Annotated in this window: 20 protein-coding genes; 13 read left to right on the forward strand and 7 right to left on the reverse strand. The window is 39.7% G+C overall.

Annotated elements, in window-relative coordinates:
* Positions 1-64: 64 nt before the first annotated feature.
* The 4 genes from PTET_RS18620 (at position 65) to PTET_RS18635 (ending at position 5052) form a co-directional block, all read left to right on the forward strand.
* On the forward strand, positions 65-1921 hold the full coding sequence (locus tag PTET_RS18620; RefSeq protein WP_013463301.1) for a M28 family metallopeptidase: 1857 nt from the start codon (positions 65-67) through the stop codon (positions 1919-1921).
* 100 nt (positions 1922-2021) lie between these two features.
* The gene (locus PTET_RS18625) at positions 2022-3938 is read left to right on the forward strand and encodes an ATP-dependent DNA helicase (RefSeq protein ID WP_013463302.1); all 1917 of its coding nucleotides are present in this window, start codon (positions 2022-2024) and stop codon (positions 3936-3938) included.
* Between the two features lie 8 nt (positions 3939-3946).
* Positions 3947-4648: a tRNA (adenosine(37)-N6)-threonylcarbamoyltransferase complex dimerization subunit type 1 TsaB gene (tsaB, locus tag PTET_RS18630; RefSeq protein WP_036954768.1), complete on the forward strand. Its 702-nt coding sequence runs from the start codon at positions 3947-3949 to the stop codon at positions 4646-4648.
* Between the two features lie 74 nt (positions 4649-4722).
* A complete protein-coding gene (locus PTET_RS18635) occupies positions 4723-5052 on the forward strand; it encodes a hypothetical protein (RefSeq protein ID WP_013463304.1) in 330 nt (109 codons plus the stop codon).
* A gap of 68 nt (positions 5053-5120) precedes the next feature.
* On the opposite strand, the gene PTET_RS18640 is transcribed toward PTET_RS18635, so the two are convergent.
* Positions 5121-6407: an alkaline phosphatase gene (locus PTET_RS18640; protein WP_013463305.1), complete on the reverse strand. Its 1287-nt coding sequence runs from the start codon at positions 6405-6407 to the stop codon at positions 5121-5123.
* A gap of 187 nt (positions 6408-6594) precedes the next feature.
* Between PTET_RS18640 and PTET_RS18645 the strand changes: the two genes are divergently transcribed.
* The 3 genes from PTET_RS18645 to rnd all read left to right on the forward strand — a co-directional run bounded on the left by PTET_RS18645 (position 6595) and on the right by rnd (position 10395).
* On the forward strand, positions 6595-7446 hold the full coding sequence (locus tag PTET_RS18645) for an alpha/beta fold hydrolase (protein WP_013463306.1): 852 nt from the start codon (positions 6595-6597) through the stop codon (positions 7444-7446).
* 115 nt (positions 7447-7561) lie between these two features.
* Positions 7562-9214, forward strand: coding sequence for a long-chain-fatty-acid--CoA ligase FadD (gene fadD / locus PTET_RS18650; protein ID WP_041695994.1), 1653 nt, complete (start codon positions 7562-7564; stop codon positions 9212-9214).
* Positions 9215-9264: 50 nt separating this feature from the next.
* Positions 9265-10395: a ribonuclease D gene (rnd, locus tag PTET_RS18655; protein ID WP_096039092.1), complete on the forward strand. Its 1131-nt coding sequence runs from the start codon at positions 9265-9267 to the stop codon at positions 10393-10395.
* Positions 10396-10449: 54 nt separating this feature from the next.
* Here the strand turns inward: rnd and minE are convergent, their stop codons facing one another.
* Genes minE through minC form a run of 3 tightly spaced genes read right to left on the reverse strand, consistent with a single transcriptional unit; the run spans position 10450 to position 12234 of the window.
* Complete coding sequence (gene minE / locus PTET_RS18660; RefSeq protein ID WP_008111532.1) at positions 10450-10713, reverse strand: cell division topological specificity factor MinE; 264 nt, start codon at positions 10711-10713, stop codon at positions 10450-10452.
* A 1-nt stretch (position 10714) separates the two neighbouring features.
* On the reverse strand, positions 10715-11524 hold the full coding sequence (minD, locus tag PTET_RS18665; RefSeq protein ID WP_013463309.1) for a septum site-determining protein MinD: 810 nt from the start codon (positions 11522-11524) through the stop codon (positions 10715-10717).
* 5 nt (positions 11525-11529) lie between these two features.
* Entirely contained in the window at positions 11530-12234 is a 705-nt protein-coding gene (minC, locus tag PTET_RS18670) for a septum site-determining protein MinC (RefSeq protein ID WP_013463310.1), read from the reverse strand.
* 155 nt (positions 12235-12389) lie between these two features.
* Here minC and PTET_RS18675 point away from each other — a divergent pair, with 155 nt between their 5' ends.
* Both PTET_RS18675 and PTET_RS18680 read left to right on the forward strand, forming a co-directional pair.
* On the forward strand, positions 12390-12671 hold the full coding sequence (locus PTET_RS18675; protein WP_013463311.1) for a YcgL domain-containing protein: 282 nt from the start codon (positions 12390-12392) through the stop codon (positions 12669-12671).
* Complete coding sequence (locus tag PTET_RS18680; protein ID WP_013463312.1) at positions 12664-13680, forward strand: lytic murein transglycosylase; 1017 nt, start codon at positions 12664-12666, stop codon at positions 13678-13680. Before PTET_RS18675 ends, PTET_RS18680 begins: the two co-directional genes overlap by 8 nt.
* Before the next feature lie 47 nt (positions 13681-13727).
* Here the strand turns inward: PTET_RS18680 and PTET_RS18685 are convergent, their stop codons facing one another.
* Positions 13728-14276: a GbsR/MarR family transcriptional regulator gene (locus PTET_RS18685; protein ID WP_013463314.1), complete on the reverse strand. Its 549-nt coding sequence runs from the start codon at positions 14274-14276 to the stop codon at positions 13728-13730.
* A gap of 216 nt (positions 14277-14492) precedes the next feature.
* Between PTET_RS18685 and adhP the strand changes: the two genes are divergently transcribed.
* On the forward strand, positions 14493-15503 hold the full coding sequence (gene adhP / locus PTET_RS18690; protein ID WP_013463315.1) for an alcohol dehydrogenase AdhP: 1011 nt from the start codon (positions 14493-14495) through the stop codon (positions 15501-15503).
* Positions 15504-15553: 50 nt separating this feature from the next.
* Here adhP and PTET_RS18695 read toward each other — a convergent pair whose 3' ends face one another.
* Positions 15554-17974 carry a TonB-dependent receptor gene (locus tag PTET_RS18695; RefSeq protein ID WP_036954764.1) on the reverse strand — a complete coding sequence of 807 codons (2421 nt, stop codon included), beginning with the start codon at positions 17972-17974 and terminating at the stop codon, positions 15554-15556.
* 294 nt (positions 17975-18268) lie between these two features.
* Positions 18269-19540, reverse strand: a complete 1272-nt coding sequence (locus PTET_RS18700; protein WP_174818640.1) for a Xaa-Pro dipeptidase — start codon at positions 19538-19540, stop codon at positions 18269-18271.
* Between the two features lie 159 nt (positions 19541-19699).
* Between PTET_RS18700 and PTET_RS18705 the strand changes: the two genes are divergently transcribed.
* The 3 genes from PTET_RS18705 to PTET_RS18715 all read left to right on the forward strand — a co-directional run bounded on the left by PTET_RS18705 (position 19700) and on the right by PTET_RS18715 (position 22641).
* Entirely contained in the window at positions 19700-21517 is a 1818-nt protein-coding gene (locus PTET_RS18705) for a DUF885 domain-containing protein (protein ID WP_096039093.1), read from the forward strand.
* Positions 21518-21613: 96 nt separating this feature from the next.
* The gene (locus tag PTET_RS18710) at positions 21614-22126 is read left to right on the forward strand and encodes a YcgN family cysteine cluster protein (protein WP_013463319.1); all 513 of its coding nucleotides are present in this window, start codon (positions 21614-21616) and stop codon (positions 22124-22126) included.
* Positions 22126-22641 carry an RNA methyltransferase gene (locus PTET_RS18715; protein ID WP_013463320.1) on the forward strand — a complete coding sequence of 172 codons (516 nt, stop codon included), beginning with the start codon at positions 22126-22128 and terminating at the stop codon, positions 22639-22641. The genes PTET_RS18710 and PTET_RS18715 overlap by 1 nt, the downstream gene beginning before the upstream one ends.
* The last annotated feature ends 88 nt before the right edge of the window (positions 22642-22729 follow it).

Genomic DNA, 22729 nt, shown 5'->3' on the forward strand with positions numbered 1-22729 from the left:
TATCAAAAGGGGCTTTGCCCCTTTTTTAATGCTTAAAATAAAAGTGACAAGATAAGGAATATTTATGAACTACTTTAAACAGTTAGCAGTTATTACTACTTTAACCTTAAGTTTTAATTGCTTAGCAAATGAAAATCCAGACAATATTTGGGTCACCATTGACTCAACTGCAGCCCAGCATTATCATCATGAACAAGGTACATTTTTGCAAAAAATGCAATTTGCGCATAGAAAATCAAGTATTTTACCTGACGTTGATTTACTCAGTGTACCGCGTGACGCAGTAAACAATTTAAGTGAGTTTATGCACCAGAACTATAACCGTTGTGGTGGGTTTGTTGCGCATAGTTCGTTCGAAGAAGCGAATGATTACGCAAAACAATTAGCTGTTGTTCAAAATAGCCAAGCTACATCAGCCTTTAATTATTCAATTGATAATGCGCAAACAGTACAAAGTTTAATTAGTGCACAAAGCCCAATTAATTTACAAAGCACTGTAAATTCACTCACTAGTTTTAATAATCGTTATTATACTTCGCAAACCGGCGTTGATGCCTCACAGTGGCTGCAAAGTTATTGGCAACAAATTGCCAGCGTTCGAAGTGATATAACCATTGAGAGTTATCAGCATAGCTGGGCGCAATCATCAGTGATTGTAACCATTGCAGGTGCTGAAAATGCAGATGAAATTGTTATTATTGGGGGGCATTTAGACTCGATTAACCAAGCAAATCCAGCACAAGGGCGCTCTCCTGGCGCGGATGATAATGCATCGGGTATTGCAGTGTTAACGGAAGCGTTAAGAGCAATTGTTGATACAAATTATAAACCGCAAAAAACTATTCAAATAATGGCGTTTGCAGCAGAGGAGGTGGGGTTAAAAGGGTCTAAAGCTATAGCCAGTAGCTATCGTTCGCTGGGTAAGAATGTAGTTGGCATGGTGCAATTTGATATGACTGGTAATAACGGCAGTATCGAAGATATTATTATGATGACGGATTACACCACCAATGCTCAAAACCAGTTTTTAGCCCAGCTGATAGACACCTACTTACCACAAATTAGTTATGGCTTTGATCAATGTGGGTATGGTTGCTCCGATCATGCTTCGTGGTATCAACAAGGGTTTGCGGCCTCTATGCCTTTCGAATCAAAAATGAATGACATTAACCCACTGATACATACACAAAACGACAGTAATTTTGACGCTGATCATGCAATTAAATTTGCTAACTTAGCCGTTAGCTTTGTTGCTGAATTGGCAAAAAATGCCGGTGATGTCACTCCGCCAAATAATAATGAGTTAGTCAATGGTGAACCAATTTCTGGTATCAATGCCACTGCTAAAGAGCAGCTTATCTATACATTGAATGTACCAAAAGGAGCGCAAAACTTAAGCTTTGAAACCTCAGGTGATAATGGCGATGCCGATTTATACGTTAAATATAATCAGGCGCCCACGTTAACTGATTACGACTGTAAAAGTACCTCTGCCACAAGTAATGAGCGTTGCGACATTCCAACCAGCAATGAAGGCACTTACTATGTCATGGTTGAGGCATACAGCGCAATTAGTAATGTTTCTTTGACGGGCAGTTTTGAGCCAGCAGGCGCTTTAGAGCCCATTAATCGCGTAGAAGATAATGTTAGCGTAAATACAGGTGGTTGGCAGCGTTTTGAACAACGTTTAGCCGCGGGTTATGCCTCACTAAACGTTGCTATTTCAGGCGGAAGCGGCGATGCTGATTTGTATTTAAATTTCGGTGCGCCATCTTCAAATACACAATTTGTGTGTAGGCCATATAAAAACGGCAACACAGAAAGTTGCACTATTTCTGCACCCCAGGCAGGCGTATGGCACATAGATGTTAAAGGCTATCGTAATGCAAGTGGTATTACGCTAACTATAAATGCACAATAATTAACAGGGGCATAAGCCCCTTTAAAGGCCAAATTCTCACGCTATTTGGCTTGCCCTTCATCAATAGCTTACGTAGAATCCCGCTATTATTTTTTATAAAGTGATTGGTATTATCAAACAGCTGTTTAGTGCAACCGGGCCTTTGGCTTTATCAATAGATGGATACTCACCACGCCAACCTCAAATTGATATGGCCGTGGCTGTTGAGGATGCATTAAAAACAAGTTCCCAGCTTGTTGTTGAGGCCGGTACTGGCACAGGAAAAACCTTTGCTTATTTAGCGCCAGCCCTTAAATCTAAAGGAAAAACAATAATTTCAACTGGTTCTAAAGCACTGCAAGAACAGCTGTATCATCGTGATTTACCTGTGTTAGTAAAAGCCTTAGGCGCGGCTAAAAAAACGGCATTGTTAAAAGGGCGTGCCAATTATTTATGTACTTATCGGCTTACCCAACATGTTGCACACGTACCCACAGACGACCCTGATGTAATGCATCAGCTCGCTATGGTTGCTAAATTTGCCAGTGAAACGCATACGGGCGATTTAGCCGACTGTATTGGTATTGAAGAAGATGCCAAAGTGTTGCCGTATGTCAGCTCGACTGCAGATAACTGTTTAGGTAAAGAGTGCCCTGACTTTCAAGAGTGCTACATTCGTAAAGCGCGTTTAAAGGCAGGGGATGCCGACGTTGTCGTGATTAACCATCATCTATTTTTTGCCGATATGGCGGTTAAAGAGTCTGGCTTTGCAGAGCTAATGCCCAACGCAGATGCTTATATATTTGATGAAGCCCACCAGTTAAGTGAAATTGCCAGCGACTATTTTGGCGAAACCATGAGTACTAAAAAGCTGGTGGATTTAATTAATGATTTACGCGCTATTTACCGCGCTGAAATTCCTGACATGCTGCAATTAGGCAAAAGTTTGAATAAACTGGAAACCAGTGTCGCCGATTTAAGATTGCAGTTTGGTGTGGATGGTAGCCGCGGTGATTGGCGTGAAAAGCTCAGTAATAAGCTTATTTGCTCTGCATTACACCGCGTTATTAGTGATTTAGAATTTGTGTATCAGGTTTTAAAACACTGCCTAGAGCGAAGTGATAAAATTGAACACCCATTTGAGCGGGTGCTGGCATTTAAAGGCCAGTTAGAGCGCGTATTTGATACCGCCCAAACAGGCTTTAGTTATTGGTACGAAACCACGCGGCGCTATTTAACCATAAATATAACGCCACTGAATGTATCGGCTAAATTTGCTTTGATGATGAAAGAGTCTGGTGCAGGGTTTGTGTTTACCTCAGCCACGTTATCGGTCGACAACGAACTCACTCACTTTAATGCCAGCCTTGGGTTAAAACCAAAGCAAAGTATGATGGTAGATAGCCCGTTTGATTATGAAAATCAGGCGCTATTGTGCTTACCGCGCTATTTACCTGAAACCCACGCAGATAATATGCCGCATGCGATTGTAAAGTTAACTCTCGAACTCATAAAATCAGCAAAAGGGCGTTGTTTTGTGCTATTTACTAGTTACCGAATGATGCATTTGGTGGCTGAGGGCTTAACCACACAAATGGACTATCCGGTTTACATGCAAGGGCAAATGTCTAAACGCATTATATTAGAAAAATTTACCCGTCATGGTAATGCCGTGTTGCTCGGTACAGCGTCCTTTTGGGAAGGGGTTGATGTAAGAGGCAGTACTTTAAGCTGTGTTATTATCGACAAACTGCCGTTTGCAGCGCCCGATGATCCGCTTTTGCAGGCTAGAATGCAAGATTGCCAAATGCAAGGAAAAGACCCGTTTGCGCATATTCAGTTACCACAAGCGGTTATTGCCTTAAAGCAGGGCGTAGGTCGCTTAATTCGTGATAACAAAGATAAAGGTGTGTTAGTAATTTGCGATAATCGTTTAGTTACACGCCAATATGGACAAGTATTTTTAAAGAGTTTACCGCCAATGCGCCGTACACGTAGCTTAGAAGATGCAAATACATTTTTAAAACATATTAATTGAGTACAAAAATGATCAAAAGTAACATTCTCGCCCTAGACGCTTCTACTGAGGCTTTATCGCTTGTTTTGCATTATCAGGGTAAAACATTTCATCATTTTGAAGAGTGTCCGCAGCAGCATAGCCAAAAAATTCTGCCACTTATTGATGAGCTGCTTAATAAAGCCAATTGTAAATTAAAAGATTTAGATGTTATTGGCTTTGGCCAAGGTCCAGGCAGCTTTACGGGTGTTCGTATTAGTGTGGCCATAGCACAAGGGCTTGGGTATTCAACGAATTTACCGCTAGTGGGGGTTTCTACCTTAGCGGTTATGGCGCAACAAGCGTTTGAACAATTTGGCGATGAAGTGGTTTATCCAAGCATTGATGCGCGTATGGGGGAAATATACTTTGCTCAATACCAAGTTAATAATAATTTGATGACACTTCAAGGTGAAGAACGTGTTTTTAAGCCAGAACTGCTTGATGCTTCATTGATAGACACAAACAAAACAGCAACCGGCGTGGGGACTGGATTTAAAAGCTACCCCGATGCATTAACTACATTTACAAATGTGAGTGTACACCCTGAAATTACGCTACCCGATGCACAATACATGTTAGCGTTAGTGGATGCACAGTACCTTGCAGGTAATGGCGTAAAAGCAAGTGATGCTCAGCCTAAGTATGTGCGTGACACAGTGACATGGAAAAAATTACCAGGCCGCGAGTAACGCTAAGTTGTATTGTTTGCATATTGAGCTATTTTAAATCATAATTTAAGCATGTTGTTGGTTGGAGAAGCGTAATGTCGCTGCCTATAAGCTCTGGTTTTTTTACTGGTGATATCCCTGCTAAGGTGCGTTCTACTGCTGTTGTTACGGCAAAGCCTGAACGACTATCAGAGCAGCCAATACCACAGAAAACCAATACAGATTATGTTAAGAGCAGTCCTGAAGGGCTTGAACTCGCAAAAGAGTTTGTAAAAGCGAACACCAAAGAGGCCCAATATAGCCAAACTATTTACGATCAACCGAGTGCGCAAGTCAGTAAGGCAATTTCTACTTACACTGAGTTTGCTAATTTAGAGCGAAGAGCTGAAGTTCAAAGCTTAATTGGTGTTGATATATACGCTTAATTATAAAATTAATAGCCAAATAAAAAGCCCGAATAAATTATTCGGGCTTTTTATTTTCATAACAGCGATTACTGTTCTATGTAACTAATCAGTTTTTTAGCTATGTCAGTATTGTTTTGCGAACCAATAAAGTCATCGCTATTTTTACCATAGGCAAATACTTGCACATCGGAAGCGGTATGTCCGCCCGTTGTCCAACCAGTGAAACTTAAATCATTGATAATGCTTTTAACCGCTAAATTAAGGGTTTTTTCACCCATGGCTTTAGCTTGCTTAAGTTTAATTTCGTTTTCAGTTGTAAACTCAATACGGGTATTAGCCTGCCATACCGTTTTAAGGTTATCTGATCCCATTAATAATTTGGTTAATGTACCCGCAGTGGCTTTAACACCTTTGATAATGTCGGTTTCCCATTTATATTGGCCATGCGCGCCAATGGTTAAACCGCCTGTAGAGTGATCAGCCGTGATCACTAAAATAGTGTCTGGGTTGTTATCTACATACGCTTTTGCCGTCTCGATTGATTTTGCAAAGTCATCCATTTCAGCCATTGCACAAGCAATGTCATTTGCGTGGCCACACCAGTCAATTTGGCTGCCTTCAATCATTACAAAAAAGCCTTTATCGTTTTGCCCATCAAGCAAATCAAACGCTTTAGAGGTTAACTGTTTTAATCTCGTAGGGTTTTCATCTAGCGCAAAAGGTAATCCCTTAGGTGCGTATAGACCAATGGCAGGGATTTGTGTGATTTGACCTAAGTTTTTAATATCGTCGCCGTATTGATAACCTGCTTTTTTAAATTCGTCGACTAAGTTTCTGTCATCACGAATAAAATATTGAGTTCCACCGCCTAACATTAAATCAACCGGTAATTTACCAGCAATTTTATTGTCAATGTAGTCGTTTGCGATGTCATCATAATTTCTTCTTGATTCATTATGCGCGGCAAAACTTGCAGGTGTTGCATGGTTAATTTGTGAAGTAGCCACTAACGCTGTTGTCATTCCTTGCTCTTTTGCAATTTCTAGCATGGTTTTAACCGGTTTTTTGGCCGTATCGACAGCGATTGCGCCATTATAACTTTTATGGCCGCTGCTAAGTGCAGTTGCACCTGCTGCGCTGTCTGTTACATAAGTATGGTCATCAGGATAAGTGTGCGCCATGCCTTTTAACATAGTGTCGAAAACGGTTGTTTCTATTTCTTTTGTTGTAGGGTCATCTTTGTAATATCGATAAGCGGTAGTGAAAGCGGGACCCATGCCATCACCAATCATATAAATAACATTTTTAGGCGCTGTTTGAGCGAATGCTCCTGTTGTACATAAAAGCGCTAATAAGCCGAACTGTTTTTTCATTGTGTGTACCCTTTAAGTGTACTTATTTTAATAGCGACTATTATTGTATACCGATAGCAAGATAAATAAATGAATATGTTATGAAATCTCGAAATTTAAGTGTGTGTTCTATTAGTTCAGTTCTATTATTTGTGTATTAACTCTTGTATGTTATGGCCATAACCAAATAAAAAAGTAGAGGTTTGCGTTGCAACCATTTTCGGTAAAAGCTAATGACCTAGATATACACGGTATTAAATTTGGAGACGGTGAAGACGTCGTTATCGCTTTGCATGGCTGGCTAGATAATAGTGCTAGCTTTGTGCCTATGCTGAGTCGAGCTGCAACTTCGCAAACATGGTATTGCATTGATTTTCCAGGGCATGGACTGTCATCTTGGCGAAGCCCTCAGGCACATTACTACTTTATTGATTATGTGGATGATGTGTATGCATTAATCACAGCGCTTAAGTTAAAGAAGGTACACTTAGTTGGTCATTCTATGGGGGCTATGGTTGCAGGACTATTTGCTAGTTGTTTTAGTGAGTATGTAAAATCTGTTTCTTTTATTGAAGGTTTAGGTTGTGTTACTACCGATAGCGATGAAGTGTGTTCTCAGCTAAGAAATGCCATACTAAACCGAGCAAGGCTTAGTACAAAAAAATCACGGGTATACACTTCAAAACAACAAATTTATCAAGCACGTGCAAAAACAACTGATTTAAATAATGAACAAATTGCATTGCTGATGGACAGAAATATAAAACAAATGCACAGTGGTTTTGAGCTAACTTGCGATCCTAAGCTTAAAAATCACTCAGGTTTTCGATTTGATGAAGCGCAATGTATTGGTGCAATAAAAGAATTAATTGCACCATGCCAATTAATATTAGGTGATCAAGGTTATCCATTTGTAAAACAAAATCTAGACAAGTATAGTAAATATTACAATAACTTGAGTGTAATAGATGTGCCTGGTGGGCATCATTGCCATATGCAAAGTAGTGGACTATGTTTTGAACACATTCACGCATTTATGGTGCAAAGTAGTGCATGTTAATTGTATATTACCGATAAATGTGGGATTATCTCTAGATTAGAGTATTTGCTCAATTGTGAAAGTGCCTTACTTAGATTAAGGTTAATAAAAATATAATTATAAACAGGGGCTAAGAGTGGAAAAAATCTGGCTTAAGCGCTACCCAGAAGGTATGCCTGAAACAATCGATCCTGAGCACTACAACTCGTTACTCGAAGTGTTTGAAAAAAGTTTTAATGATTACAAAGATTTACCTGCATTTACTAATATGGGTAAAACATTGTCATATAACGAAATTGACGCGGCAACAAAACGTGTTGCGGCTTATATTCAAAACGATTTAGGATTAAAAAAGGGCGATAAAGTCGCTGTTATGATGCCTAACTTGTTGCAAACCCCAATTGCTATATTAGGTATTTTACGCGCAGGGTGTGTGGTGGTTAACGTTAATCCGCTATATACCGTTCGTGAGCTAGAGCACCAATTAAAAGATTCTGAAACATCAGCAATATTTATTCTTGCTAACTTTGCTGTGACGCTTGAAAAAGCACTGCCTAATACTGACGTTAAACACATTGTGGTTACGCAGGTTGGTGACATGATGGGTGGTCTTAAAAAGCATTTAGTCAATTTTGTTGTTAAGCATTTCAAAAAAATGGTACCAAGCTATACGTTGCCTAACACGATTAACTTTTGTGATTTATTAAAAGCTGATCTAAATGGCTATAAGCGCCCAGAGGTTAACTTAAGCGATTTAGCATTTTTACAATACACCGGTGGTACAACCGGTGTGTCTAAAGGGGCAATGTTGAGCCACGGTAATTTGGTGGGTAACCTTGAGCAAGTATCTGGTTGTTTAGATAACGTGCTTGAGCGTGGTAAAGAAGTGGTTATTACCGCGCTACCGCTCTATCATATATTTGCATTAACAGCGAACTGTTTAGCATTTATGAAATACGGCGGCTTAAACGTTTTAATTACTAATCCACGTGATATGCCTGGATTTGTAAAAGAGCTTAGTCAGCATAAATTTACTGCTATTACAGGGGTGAACACTTTATTTAATGGCTTATTAAATACCCCAGGTTTCTCTGAGCTTGATTTTAGTCACCTTAAAATGTCATTAGGCGGCGGCATGGCAGTACAACGCCCTGTTGCAGAAAAATGGCAAAAGGTCACTAACAGCAAACTAATGGAAGGCTATGGCCTGACAGAATGTTCTCCTTTAGTCACAATTAGCCCGTATGATTTAGAAGCTTATAATGGCTCTATCGGTCTACCTGCGCCAAGTACTGACATTAAATTAATGCTCGATAACGGTGAAGAAGCTGCTAAAGGTGAGCCGGGTGAACTGTGGGTAAAAGGTCCGCAAGTAATGCTTGGTTACTATAATCGCCCTGATGCAACAGCTGAATGTTTGAAAGATGGCTGGTTTGCAACTGGTGATATTGCCACTTACGATGACGAAGGTTTTTTCTACATTGTTGATCGTAAAAAAGACATGATTATTGTTTCAGGCTTTAATGTTTTCCCAAATGAAATAGAAGAAGTGGTTGCCATGCACGAAGGCGTCCTTGAAGTGGCCGCGGTTGGTATCCCTCATGACATTAGTGGTGAACAAGTTAAAGTTTTTGTTGTGAAAAAAGACCCTTCTTTAACTGAAAAAGATATAATAAAACATTGTCGTGATAATTTAACTAATTACAAGGTTCCTAAACTCGTTGAGTTTAAGGATGAGTTACCCAAAACTAACGTGGGTAAAATTCTCAGAAGAGCCTTAAAAGATTAGCAACTATAAAAAAGCCGACATCAGTCGGCTTTTTTATTGTAGGAGACTCAGTGCACTACCAATTGATCCAAACCCAAAATGAGCTTAATACGTTTGTAGAACAAATTAAAAACAAACCCATTCTTGCTATTGATACCGAGTTTATGCGCCGCCGTACTTTGTATCCAGAAGTTGCACTTATTCAAGTTTATGATGGTGAACATTTAGCGCTTATTGACCCGCTTGCCGAGCTTTCCTTGTTTGATTTTTGGCAAATACTTAAAGATCCTAAAGTGCTAAAAGTACTCCATTCACCCTCAGAAGATATTGAAGTTTTTCAAAAGTACGCAGGGTTTGTTCCTTATCCTTTATTCGATACCCAGTTTGCACTTCAGCTATTAGGTGAGGGAAACTGTATGGGCTTTGCCTTAATGGTGAAAACATTATTGAATATTGAGATTGATAAAAGCGAATCGCGCACTAATTGGTTACAACGCCCCCTTACCCAAAAGCAACTTGAATACGCTGCTGCTGATACGTATCACCTGCTGCCTTGTTTTGAGTTAATTATAGATAGCATTAAAGCCGCTGATTTATTTGATATTGTGATCAATGAAAGTGAATTAGTTGCCAATAAACGTGCTTTTCAAATTCCGGATGAACTACTTTACAAAGAAATTAAAAATGCATGGCAACTTAAGCCGCATGAACTAGCGGTACTTAAAGAGTTAGCAGTATGGCGTCGAAATAAAGCTATTCGTAAAAATCTAGCGCTTAATTTTGTGCTTAAAGAGCACAATATGACCGAAATTGCCAAACGAGGCCCTTCAAGTTTAAATGCTCTGAGACAAATTCCTGGGGTAGAACCCATTGAAGTGAATCGTTCTGGGGTTGAAATTTTAAAGTGTATTGAGCAGGCCAAAGCCATTCCAGCTGAGCAACACCCACAAGTATTAAAGCGGTTAATTGATTTTCCTACCTATAAAAAAGTAGCGAAGGAGATCAAACAAAAAATTACTAAAGTTGCTAAAGAGCATAACATTCCAGAAGACGTTATGGCCTCTAAAAAGCAAATAAATCAGCTAATTAGTTGGAACTGGAAGTTAACTGCTCAGCAAAAAGAAAAACACATAAAACCAGATTTAATCAGCTCATGGCGATATGATTTTGTTAAAGATGCGCTAAAAGAGTGGGATAATTAGAGTATTAAATAGCTTGATGTAAAAAATAAAAAGGGCGCTTAGCGCCCTTTTTTATTATTTCTTTTCTTCGTCAGGTAATGTGACATTGAGCTCGAGTACCGCTAAATCGTCTTCATTTTGATCAAACTGAACTTGAACCGCATCGGCGCCTACATTAACGTACTTACGAATGACATCAAGAATATCTTGCTTTAATTGTGGCAAGTAATCTGGTGTTCCACGCTGAGAACGCTCGTGCGCGACAATGATCTGCAATCGCTCTTTTGCTAATGACGCACTGTTTTTCTTTTCTGAGCGGAAGTAGTCAAGTAAAGACACATTAACCTCCAAATATCCGTTTGAATAAACCCTTTTTCTCTACATCTAAAAATCTAAATTCAACCGTTTCGCCTAATAAACGACTGATCGCATCAGCATAAGCTTGACCTGCGTCTGATTCGCTATCAAGAATTACCGGTTGTCCAGAGTTTGATGCACTAAGCACTGCTTGAGATTCAGGAATGACACCTAGTAAGTCGATGGCTAGGATGTCCTGGATATCTTCAACAGATAACATTTCACCTTTTGATACACGATCTGGATTATAGCGTGTTATTAGCAAATGCTCTTTAATGTTTTCTAATCCTTCTTCGGCACGTTTCGATTTACTGTGTAAAATGCCTAGAATACGATCCGAATCTCGTACTGACGAGACTTCAGGGTTGGTTGTAACTATCGCTTCATCAGCGAAGTACATCGCCATCATAGCTCCGGCTTCAATACCTGCAGGAGAATCACAAACAATATAGTCAAAGTCTTCTTTTAACTCGTTCAATACGCGTTCAACACCATCACGGGTGAGTGCGTCTTTATCGCGAGTTTGTGAAGCAGGAAGTAAAAATAACTTTTCTACACGTTTGTCTTTTATGAGTGCTTGATTAAGGTTAGCTTCGCCATTGATCACATTAACAAAGTCATACACTACGCGACGTTCACAACCCATGATGAGGTCTAAATTACGTAAGCCGATATCAAAATCGATGATAACAGTTTTGTAGCCTTTTAATGCTAAGCCTGTACCAATTGCTGCGCTTGATGTTGTTTTACCAACACCCCCTTTACCCGAGGTAACGACAATTATTTTTGCCATGAGATTTATCCTTTAACCAAAGCTGAAATTTCTAAAGATTCATTTTTTTGTTGTATTTGAACTGCGTTACCCCAGTGTTCACCTTGCAGTGAGTCACTGATCCAGTAATTACCATTGATTGAAACGAGTTCTGCTTCTAATTTATTACAAAATATGTATGCGTTTTCGAGCCCTTTTGCGCCGGCAATTGCACGCCCTCGTAGGGTTCCGTAAATATGTACATTGCCATCGGCAATCACTTCTGCGCCATGGCTTACCGCGCCTAACACCACCAAGTCGCGGTCTTTGGCGTAAACTTGTTGGCCTGAGCGCACCGCACCATTAATAATTTGCGCTGGTAAATACACGGTTTTTTCTACAACCGAAGTATTTGACTCTACTCTTGCGGGTTCACTCTTAACGTCTTGTGAATAGTTTAAAACAGATAACCCTGCGGCTTTTGCCTGTTTATGCTGTTCATCCGAACCATTACATACACCTACAGCATTAAAGCTCATGCGTTCAATAAGCGATTTTAAGTGAACAAAGTCGATTGCGCTGTTTTTTACTTCAATTAAATTGACGACAATGGGGGCACCCTCAAAGAACTTTGGGGCTTGGGCAATTTTTACATACAGTTGTTCTGCTAAAAGGTTAATATCAGTACTATAAAGATGTAAAACTGATAACGTAAAAAGGTTGCCTTTTAGCTCAAAAATTTGGTCCGACATAGATGCTCAACTGGATTGTCTAGTTAGCATGTAACTTTATATAAACCTAGGCTGAACAAGGCTTTTATTACAGTTTCCACACTAATTTTTATAACTTATTATTATTGCCATGTTATAGTGTGTAGCACTGTTAAGCAAGATTTTATAGGGCCATAATGCTAACTGCGGTATATAAAAGTAAGAAAAAAGCAGATACTTTCTTATTTATTGAAAAAAGAGACGATTTTAGTAAAGTTCCGGAACCTTTAATGGCCATGTTTGGTCAACCTCAGTACGTGATGATCATTAACTTAGCGAAGCGGACTCAATTAGGCGTTGCGGATTTAGACACTTTAAAACAGTCGCTTAGCGACCAAGGCTATTATTTACAAATTCCGCCACCAGAGGAAAACTTGCTAAGTCAATTAAGAAAACAAAATGGAGCAGATAGTGATTAAAAAATTAGCGGTTGTATTGTGTGGTGTGTGTTTAAGCTCATCGGTGATGGCAAAAACACAAGCTGAGTTTCAACAATATCTTACTAATTTAAAGCAAGAGGCAATAGCAAAAGGCTACGATACTCAGTTAATTGAGCAAGCATTTGCCACTGCATCTTATAAAGAAAAAGTCATTTCAGCAGACAAAAACCAGCCAGAAGTAAAAGAAACGCTGGAAACGTATTTACCAAAACGAGTACCGCAATGGAAAATAGATCGTGCGCGTAAATTGTATAAAGAAAACCAAGAAGTCTTAGAAAAAGTAGCAAAAGACTTTGGTGTTCAAGCGCGTTTTATTGTGGCTATTTGGGGTTTAGAAAGTAATTTTGGCGCTATTCAAGGCGGCCACAATGTTATTTCATCCTTAGTAACTTTAGCATTTGATGGACGTCGTGAAGCGTTATACAAACGCCAATTGTGGGCAGCACTGGATATATTAAAGTCGGGACATATCACGCTTGATAAATTTAAAGGCTCGTGGGCGGGTGCAATGGGGCAAACCCAGTTTATGCCAACCTCATTTAATGCTTACGCCGTTGATTACAATAACGATGGCCGCAAAGATATTTGGACAACCAAAGAAGACGCGTTTGCTTCAATTGCAAATTACTTAAAGCAAGAGGGTTGGAATGACAACTTAACCTGGGGTCGCCAAGTTCAATTACCTGCTGATTTTGACCAGCAGTATATATTAAAGCGCGGTACTAAAACCCGAAAGCAATGGCTAGAGTACTGGGATAAATCAGAGCGCTCTTTAGCAGATTGGCAAGCATTAGGTGTTCGTCGTGTTGATGGCAGTGATTTACCTACGGTTGCTGTAGATGCAGCACTGGTGATGCCGGATGATATAAATGGACGCATGTATTTAGCATACGATAACTACAAAGTATTTATGCACTGGAATCGATCATATTACTTTGCAACCAGCGTAGGTTATTTGTCAGATAGAATTGCTTACCCAAAAATTTAAGCTAAGACGAATAACTAAAAAGCCGCTCATTGCGGCTTTTTAATGGTTTACTGCTCTTTTTTGAATATTTTATCTTTAAGGTCAATGACTTTGCCAATGCCTGAACCTAGCTTCATTAGTTTGTTGAGCTGCTCTGGGGTTAAGCGTTGTAATTCTGACGACCATTTAGTCACTGTTTCAAGTAAGTTATGAATTTCGCCCATTTGTTTTTGTGCATAAATTTCATCGTCGTTACTTGCTTCATCTAATAAATTATCTCTGAGTAAGCTAAGCGTAGGTTCTACTTCACGCTTTTTACGTTCTTCAAACACGCGATTAGCCATATCCCAAATATCGCCTGCAGGTGCATAGTATTCTTTTCTATCTCCTGGGATATGCATTACCTTGATCAGCTGCCAAGATTGTAATTCTTTAATTCCCATACTTACGTTACCGCGTGAAATACTCAGCGCATCTGCGATTTGGTTTGCCGTCATTGGATCTTTGGTAATAATAAGTAACCCGCACATTTGGCCGATTGTACGATTAAATCCCCAGCGGCTGCCCATCTCGCCACAATGCATTACAAAGGCAAAGTTTTTTTCTGATAATGTCATTGTTACAAGTTTCAAAAATAAATGAAATCTATGCTAGCACGCTGGTTAAGTATGGCAAGCGTTTAGCTTGGATAAAAAACCACGTTTTACGACTAATGATTGATATAGATTAATATTTAAGCATTTATAGTGGGTTATGTTGCGGGTATGCAACATGACATTGTTGTTTAACGCCTTTGTTAAATAGCATAATTTTTTATAAACGATGGAATGACTATGAAAGCAGCAATAAATACAGAATATAAAGGCAAGTTAGAAATCACCGATTTACCAATCCCAGAGGTAGGTCCTAACGATGTGCTGGTAAAAATAGCCGCTTGTGGTGTATGTCACACCGATTTACATGCGTGTCATGGTGATTGGCCGGTAAAACCAAAAATGCCATTGGTACCAGGTCATGAAGGCGTGGGTGTGATAGAAAAACTAGGCAGTAATATTAAACATTTAGAAGTGGGCGACCGAGTGGGTGTACCTTGGTTGTATAGCGCCTGTGGCCATTGTGAATTTTGTTTAGATGGACGTGAAACCCTGTGTTTATCGCAACATAATACCGGTTACTCAATTGACGGTGGTTATGCAGAATATTGTTTAGCACATGGTGATTACATCATCAAAATACCGGAAGGATTAGGCTTTGCTGAAGCTGCCCCGTTATTCTGTGCCGGCGTAACAACGTATAAAGCATTAAAAGTATCAGATGCAAAACCGGGTCAATGGGTTGCTATTGTTGGTGTGGGCGGTTTAGGTCACTTAGCGGTGCAATATGCAAAAGCAATGGGCTTTAATGTTATTGCTGTAGATACAGGCAAAGAAAAAATGGCCCTAGCTAAAGAGTTAGGCGCTGATATTACGCTTGATTTTAAAGAAGTGGTGCCAAGTGAGGCTATTTTTGAGCAAGTAGGTGGGGCGCACGCTGTTGTTTGTACCGCAGTATCAAAACCTGGGTTTGAACAAGCGTATAAAAGTGTTCGCCGTGGGGGCAAATGCGTATTAGTTGGCTTACCACCAGAAGATATGCCACTGCCAATTTTTGATACTGTGCTAAATGGTGTTTCTGTGGTTGGTTCTATTGTAGGTACACGTAAAGACCTGCAAGAATGCCTTGAATTTGCCGCACAAGGTAAAGTAAAAGCTATCATTGAAGAGAAAAAACTCGAAGATATTAATGAAATTTTCGATGACATGCTCAAAGGCGAAATTAACGGTCGTATAGTTGTTACAATCTAACTATACCAAAATATAGTGCGCACAAACCAACCTGGCTTGTGCGCATTGTGTTAAAGCGTATAACTAAAGCTTAACTTTGCATTTCTTTCCTCACCTGGCATACCGCCTAAAAACATGGCTTTAGAATAGTATTTTTTATTAAACAGGTTATTAATGTTTAATTGCATTTGCCAGTTGTCTGCTTTATAGCTAACTGCAGCATCATACACGGTATAAGCAGGGACGTAGCCGTTATCAATACCGAACGAACTTGAGTTAGTACTGCGCTTATCAACAAACGTTAAGCCTGCGCTTAAATCTACTGCGTGAGGTAATTCAAATAACGCCGCAGAGTAAGTTACCCATGAGCTAGCAGTTACATAAGGCACGCCTTTTTGGCGAGTATCAAAGCTTGTGCTGTTAGGGTTAGTTTTATCTCTAGCATCTTGATAAACACCGTTGATGTTAACTTTCCATTGATCGTTCAAATACGCATTTAAGTCAATTTCTACACCTTTGGTTTGTTCTTCACCATCAAAGAAACTTTCCACTACGTTTGGTGCAGACACGCCTGCTTCATAAAGTGGGTTGGCATATTCTAAATTAGTACGTGCACTTTCAAATACTACAATTGAAGCCAGTAATTGGTCATCAAACGCTTTAAAACGAAATCCTAAATCGTTACTAACAGATTCTGAGTCTTCTCTATCGGCTTCATTACCAGCAACAGAGCCAAGTACACTGTAGGCAGTACGACCTTTTGAGTGATTTAAAAATAAAGCCATGTCAGCGCTTAATTGATAAGTAGCCCCTAAATTGTACGTTAAACCGCTATCTGAGGTGTTTGCCTCTGGCGTTGGGTTTGCGCGGCTTTGACTATAACGTGGGTCAACACCAAAATGCTCGTAACTTTGTTTTATACGATTATGAGCAATCCCAATACGGGTGGTGATTTTATCGTTAATGTAGGCAACATGCTGAAGGCCTAAACCCCATGCTTGTACTTTTTTATTATAATCGCTGGTTTTAAGCGGATCGTAATTATTAAATTCACCTGTAGGCCAATTTGGCTGACGCATATCAAAAATATACGGCAGTGCGCCTTGGTAAATAACTTCACCGGCTTTGTTTTTAATGACTTTATCAGCATCGTAAATAGAATATTGTTTAAAACGAATATCACGGTCTTCATAGTTGGCATTAACCAGTAATTCGTTTTCTATGTTACCGAGCATAAAGTCATAACGTAAATCTAAAAAGTATTGCCATGATTTTTCATCCGCTTCTACTTGGCGGTACTCTTGGCGTCTGGCTGCAAAAGGGTATAACACGTCATCAACAACTAGCGGTGCGCGTGGGTCTTGGTTGATCACGCCGTTACGTTTCCAGTAAACGTAGTTGTAAGCACCTGTTTGGCGGGCAAAACTTGAGGTGTAATTACGGTACTGTAGTTGTTGATTAACAAATAAATCATCACTAATGTAATAATTATGGGCTAATTTAAAACGCAGCTCTTCACCTTCGTTATCCTTTGCCATCGGTGATATTATGCCATTGGTGCCAAAGTTAAAGGGTGTTAAACCATCATTGCTTGCCAAAGAGTTAGCTAGTTCATTTCGTTGTGCTTCACTCAATTGTAAGCCACTTGCTGTAGGGTCATTCACTAAATCGGCGCCTGATACTTCACCTGCAGTTAAACCGTTTACCGATTCACTGTTAAAAATACGAATAGGATGGCCGATAGAATCCACAGCAATGGCGTCCTTGATATAGGCTCCCGATAACACAAACGCATGTTGATCATTTAGTACATATTTTAAAGACGAATAAATTTCATCACGTTGTTCTTTTAAATCACGAAAGCCATCGCTAGAGGCGGTTTTTGCCATGACTCGATAAGCTAAGTCGTCTGTTATTGCATTGGTGCTATCGAGTGCCAGTGAATAACTATCCCACTGACCAATATCCATTTCTAAGGTATGTTGTTCGTTAAACTGTGGCTTTTTTTCAATCAGGTTAATCACACCACCAGCACTGCCCATGCCATATAAACCAGTTGCTGGGCCTTTTAATACTTCAATTGATTCAACATTGGTTAAAGAACGCGTTGGATTAAAGGTATTGCCTAATCCTGCACCACCGTACATGCCATCATAGGTATAATTAGCACCTAAACCACGAATTACTAAATTATCACCAATGCCATAGTTGTTACCGGCTTGCGTTAAACCACTTACATTTCGGATCACATCTTGTAAACTATCAATACCTTGCGATGCAATTAGCGCTTTATCAACAATGACCACGGGTGCAGGGGTTTCCATTAGTGACATATCAGATTTAGTGGCCAAACCTGAGCTCATTACCACTCGGTTTTGTTGCTCGTAAACACTAATACGTTCAATATCGGAATTAACTTGTGACTCGTTTGCCAATGCCAAGTGCGCGTTTAAGCACGCGAGTGTGAGTAGTGAGTATTGAAACCTTTTCATAGAGTGATAACCATTCGCATTTGTTAATTTTCGTGAATGATAATGGTTATCATTTTAAAATAAAATAAAAAGTTCAAACTTTTTTACTTTAATGGGTGTGTTTGCTTGATAGTTATACAATGTGATTTAAAAACAATCACATTTAAAAATATTAACGGGGTATTGCAGTCGCTAGTTGGCTTTACCAAGAGAGAATTTAAATAAAGTATTGATGATTAAATGGGCAGTTTAGCTACATTAGCTAAAAAATTGTTAAGGTTGAGCTAAGCTCAACCTTATAAAGATGTATTGGGTTTACTGCTTGTAAACGACACCGGCTTTCATTACAAAAGGAATACGCTCTAGTGTAGAAATATTTTTAAGTGGGTTAGCACTCACCGCTATAATATCAGCAGCAAAACCAGTTTTAATTTGCCCCAGTTGTGAATCTGCCTTTAGTAATTTAGCACTATTAATGGTCGCGGCTTGAATAGCTTGTAATTCACTCATACCAAATTCAACCATTCGCGAGAACTGTTTCGCATTATCACCATGTGGATAAATAGCCGCATCTGTACCAAATACCATGTTAACCCCAGCTTCAACGGCGCGTTTAAAGCTGTCTCTTTGCTTTTTAGAAACAAGGCGTTCTTTATTTAGGTTCTCTTCATCTACCCCATTTTGCTCACCAAAGCTCAGTGTATATTCAGTATTGTAAATATCCATAGAGAGCCAAGTACCGTGCTTTATAGCAAGCTCAATCGCTTCATCGTCTAAAAAGCTAGCATGCTCTACGCTGTCTACACCGGCTTTAATGGCTGTTTTAATGCCGTTAGTGCCGTGTGCGTGAGCCGCAACAGGTAATTCTCGCATGTGCGCTTCATCCACAATGGCTTTCATTTCTTCAAATGCGTATTGTTGTATGCCCACCTTTGTGCCTTTAGAAAATACCCCACCAGTTGCACATAATTTAATTGCATTAGCGCCATATTTAATATTTTCACGTACTTTAATGCGAACAGCCCATGGGCCATCAGCAACCCCCGAGGCGGTATATTTCATTTCTGGAGGCAAACGATTATTGTCACAGTGTCCGCCAGTAATCCCCAAAGAAGGGCCTGCAGCCCAGATGCGAGGGCCAATAATATCACCTGCATTAATGCCGTCGCGAACCGCAATAACACTAAAGCCTTCTGCACCTAGGTTACGCACTGTGGTAAAGCCGGCTTCTAATGTTTTTTTAGCAAAGTAACTGGCTTTAATAGCCATACGCGGTACTGATTGGCCTATACGTTCACTGCGCGAAACGGTTGGATCGCTGGTTAAATGCACATGCATATCCATCAACCCCGGCATTACGGTGAGTTCAGGTAGGTTAATCAGTTCATCATTACTGGTAAGCGTTGGCTGTTTATTAAATTGGATTTGGCTTATTACACCCTCGTCAATCGCGATTAACGGATTAGCTTTTAGCTCTCCAGTTTTTACATCAAGCAAAGCTTTGGCCGATATATAGGTGGTTGCCAGTGTACTTGCGCTGGTTAAGCTCAGTAATGCGATTGATGTAGTTAGTAAATGTTTTTTTATTTTGATCATTTTTATTATTTAATTATTTAAATTTACCTGAATGTAGCAATCATTAGCTATTGAGTAAATTATTTAGCGACGAATCCCACTCACCGTAATTGCTTTATTTAAGCCATTTAAAACCGCATAATTGGCGGGTAAAAACTAACAAGGATCTTTATGAAAGTTATTAAAATAGCACTGGTTGCCAGTAGCGTTATGTTTGCCTTAAGTGGTTGTATGAGCACCAGCTCACAATTAAACACAAATCAGCCGGTCGCGCCTGTAATAAGCGAATTATCAGCACAGCAACAGTTGGATGTGCTCGTTGCACAGTACTACGATGAGTCATTAACCTTTAATCCCTTAAGCGCCACTTATAACGGTCGCCATGAATTCGATGATCAATTCTTGCCGGTGATATCGCAGGCTAATCGTGATAAAAAAACTGCTTTTTATAAAAAATATCAACAACGTTTAACGCTAATCGATGAATCACAATTAACAGGGCAGGCGCTACTTAACTTTGAAGTATTATCGCGAGATTTAGCCCTGAAGCTTGAGGGCATGCAATATAAAGATTATTTGTTACCGATTAACCAAATGTCGGGAGCACATAATACCTTTGCTGGATTTGGTTCAGGGCAAAGTGCACAGCCCTTTAATACTGTTGCCGACTATGAGCAATTTATTAAACGTGCTGATGGTTTTGTGAAATGGTTAGCCAGTGTTGAACAATCAATGGCGCAAGGTGTTAAACAAGGCGTGGTATTGCCTATGCCATTGGCTAAAAAATTATTGCCTCAGTTTAAAGTGCACGTAGTAACTAACGCAGAAGATTCATTATTTTATTCACCAATAAAGGCCATGCCCGACTCATTTTCTAATGCACAAAAACAGCAACTCACTGAGCAGTATAAAACGCTTATTTTAGATAAATTAGTCCCCGCTTATCAGCGTATGAGTGAGTTTTTACTCAACGACTATATTCCTCATGCTCGCGATTCTGTTGGTTATGCTGATTTACCTAATGGTAAAGCGTGGTACGAATATCAAATCAAGAAAAACACCACGTTGAGTTTATCAGCAGATGAAATTCATGACATTGGCTTACGTGAAGTGGCTCGAATTTTAAGTGAAATGAAAACGGTTAAAAACACCGTGGGATTTGAAGGTGATTTAGCATCGTTTTTTGATCATTTACGTGACTCAGATGAGTTTTATTATAAAACAGCCGATGAGTTAATTGCCGCCTATGAAGATATTAAACTAAAAATAGATGCGCGCTTACCGCGATTATTTAATATTGAGCCTAAAGCCCCTTACATTGTTAAAGCAGTAGAAGCGTATCGTGCGCAATCGGCAGCGGGGGCATCTTATGCAGGGCCTGCACCAGATGGTTCTCGTCCGGGTATCTTTTACATTAATGCTTACAACTTAAAAGCGCAGCCTAAATTTTTACTTGAAACGCTGTCTATTCATGAAGCAGCACCAGGTCATCACTTTCAAATTGCACTGCAACAAGAAGTGGAAAGCCTGCCCGATTTTCGTAAATTTGGCGGCTACACGGTGTTTGCTGAGGGCTGGGCATTATACGCAGAGAGTCTTGGCAAAGAGCTTGGCTTATTTACCGACCCGTATATGTGGTATGGGCGTCTTAACGATGAGCAGCTAAGAGCTATGCGTTTAGTGCTTGATACAGGCTTTCATGCCAAAGGGTGGACACGTCAACAAGGCATTGACTACATGTTAGCAAACTCTTCAATGGCAAAAAGCGATGTTATTGCTGAGGTTGAGCGTTATATTGCATGGCCTGGGCAAGCATTATCGTACAAATTGGGTGAGTTTAAAATTAAAGAGCTCAGAGATTACGCCCACCAGCAGTTAGGTGAGCAATTTGATATTAAAGCCTTTCATACGCAAATATTAATAGATGGCGCATTGCCTATGCCTATCTTAGAGCAAAAAATTAAACGTTGGGTTAAATCTCAGCAGTAACATAATCGCGCAAAGTCATTATTTGAACAGGGATTGGCTTTGCGCGCTTTGCTGCAATACGTTAGAATGCGCGCTCTTAAAAGGCGCGAGAACACCATGTTTGATCAACAATTAGCAAAAACCCAATTTTGGCTTAGCAAAAGTCTCAATGAAATGAACCAGCAAGAATGGGAAGCCATTTGTGACGGATGCGGAAAGTGTTGTTTAAACACCTTTATTGACAGCGAAGACGAAGATGACTTTACCGCCACCGATCAGCTAAGAGAAGGTGAGCAACTTATATTTACCAATATTGTTTGCCAATACCTTGATAACACAACCTGTGGTTGTAGTGAATACGAAACCCGCCAAACCTTAGTGCCTTCTTGCGTTAAGCTTACCAAAGAAAACCTCAAAGACATTTTCTTTATGCCGCAAAGCTGCAGCTATCGCCGACTTCACGAAGGACGTGGATTAGCAACGTGGCATCCGTTACTTAATAACGGCGATAAAACTAAAATGCACGAGCTAAACATTTCTGTTAAAGATAAAACCGTAAAAGACTGTGACGTAAAGCTAGAAGATTTTGATTTGTATATAGCCGAGTGGCCAACCAAGGATTGCAATTAATGAGTAAATTACAAGCAAGTATTGGCTTAATTAATCCTAAAAGCCCGACCAACGTGGGGGGCGTATTACGCGCCGCAGGTTGTTATGACGCACAGCAGGTTTTTTTTACTGGCAACCGTTATTTAAACGCACAGAAATTTCATACCGATACTAAAAATGTAGTGCAACGTATTCCATTAACCGCTACCGATAATTTAGCATCAAGTAAACCACAAGGCGCTAAAGTGGTGGTGATAGAGCTAATAGAAGGGGCCACTCCCTTGCCTGAGTTTACCCACCCTGAGAACGCATTTTATGTGTTCGGCCCAGAGGATGGTTCAGTGCCAAAAGACGTTTTAAAATGGTGCGATGAAGTTGTTTATATTCCAACCATAGGGTGTATGAATTTAGCAGCAACCTGTAATGTTGTTCTTTATGACCGGCTCGCCAAGCTTGGCGGTATTCAAAGTAGTGATGAAACCATTATCACTTCACGCGATACCAATAATAAAATGAAATGGCAAAAACAACCTTAAATATATTAGCTTTTTAAGGTTTATCCCTTGCTAAATGTAAAATAAAGTAACTAGTTAACTTAAAAAATAAGCAATTCGTCTTTTTTAA

This window comes from Pseudoalteromonas tetraodonis (assembly GCF_002310835.1).
Lineage (GTDB): Bacteria > Pseudomonadota > Gammaproteobacteria > Enterobacterales > Alteromonadaceae > Pseudoalteromonas > Pseudoalteromonas tetraodonis.

Coding starts and splice junctions, on each gene's coding strand:
- PTET_RS18710 (WP_013463319.1), top strand. CDS start 21,614: ATGTTTGATCAACAATTAGCAAAAACCCAATTTTGGCTTAGCAAAAGT.
- PTET_RS18640 (WP_013463305.1), bottom strand. CDS start 6,407: ATGAAAAAACAGTTCGGCTTATTAGCGCTTTTATGTACAACAGGAGCA.
- minC (WP_013463310.1), bottom strand. CDS start 12,234: ATGTCGGACCAAATTTTTGAGCTAAAAGGCAACCTTTTTACGTTATCA.
- PTET_RS18715 (WP_013463320.1), top strand. CDS start 22,126: ATGAGTAAATTACAAGCAAGTATTGGCTTAATTAATCCTAAAAGCCCG.
- PTET_RS18635 (WP_013463304.1), top strand. CDS start 4,723: ATGTCGCTGCCTATAAGCTCTGGTTTTTTTACTGGTGATATCCCTGCT.
- PTET_RS18695 (WP_036954764.1), bottom strand. CDS start 17,974: ATGAAAAGGTTTCAATACTCACTACTCACACTCGCGTGCTTAAACGCG.
- PTET_RS18675 (WP_013463311.1), top strand. CDS start 12,390: ATGCTAACTGCGGTATATAAAAGTAAGAAAAAAGCAGATACTTTCTTA.
- tsaB (WP_036954768.1), top strand. CDS start 3,947: ATGATCAAAAGTAACATTCTCGCCCTAGACGCTTCTACTGAGGCTTTA.
- minD (WP_013463309.1), bottom strand. CDS start 11,524: ATGGCAAAAATAATTGTCGTTACCTCGGGTAAAGGGGGTGTTGGTAAA.
- adhP (WP_013463315.1), top strand. CDS start 14,493: ATGAAAGCAGCAATAAATACAGAATATAAAGGCAAGTTAGAAATCACC.
- PTET_RS18705 (WP_096039093.1), top strand. CDS start 19,700: ATGAAAGTTATTAAAATAGCACTGGTTGCCAGTAGCGTTATGTTTGCC.
- PTET_RS18685 (WP_013463314.1), bottom strand. CDS start 14,276: ATGACATTATCAGAAAAAAACTTTGCCTTTGTAATGCATTGTGGCGAG.
- PTET_RS18620 (WP_013463301.1), top strand. CDS start 65: ATGAACTACTTTAAACAGTTAGCAGTTATTACTACTTTAACCTTAAGT.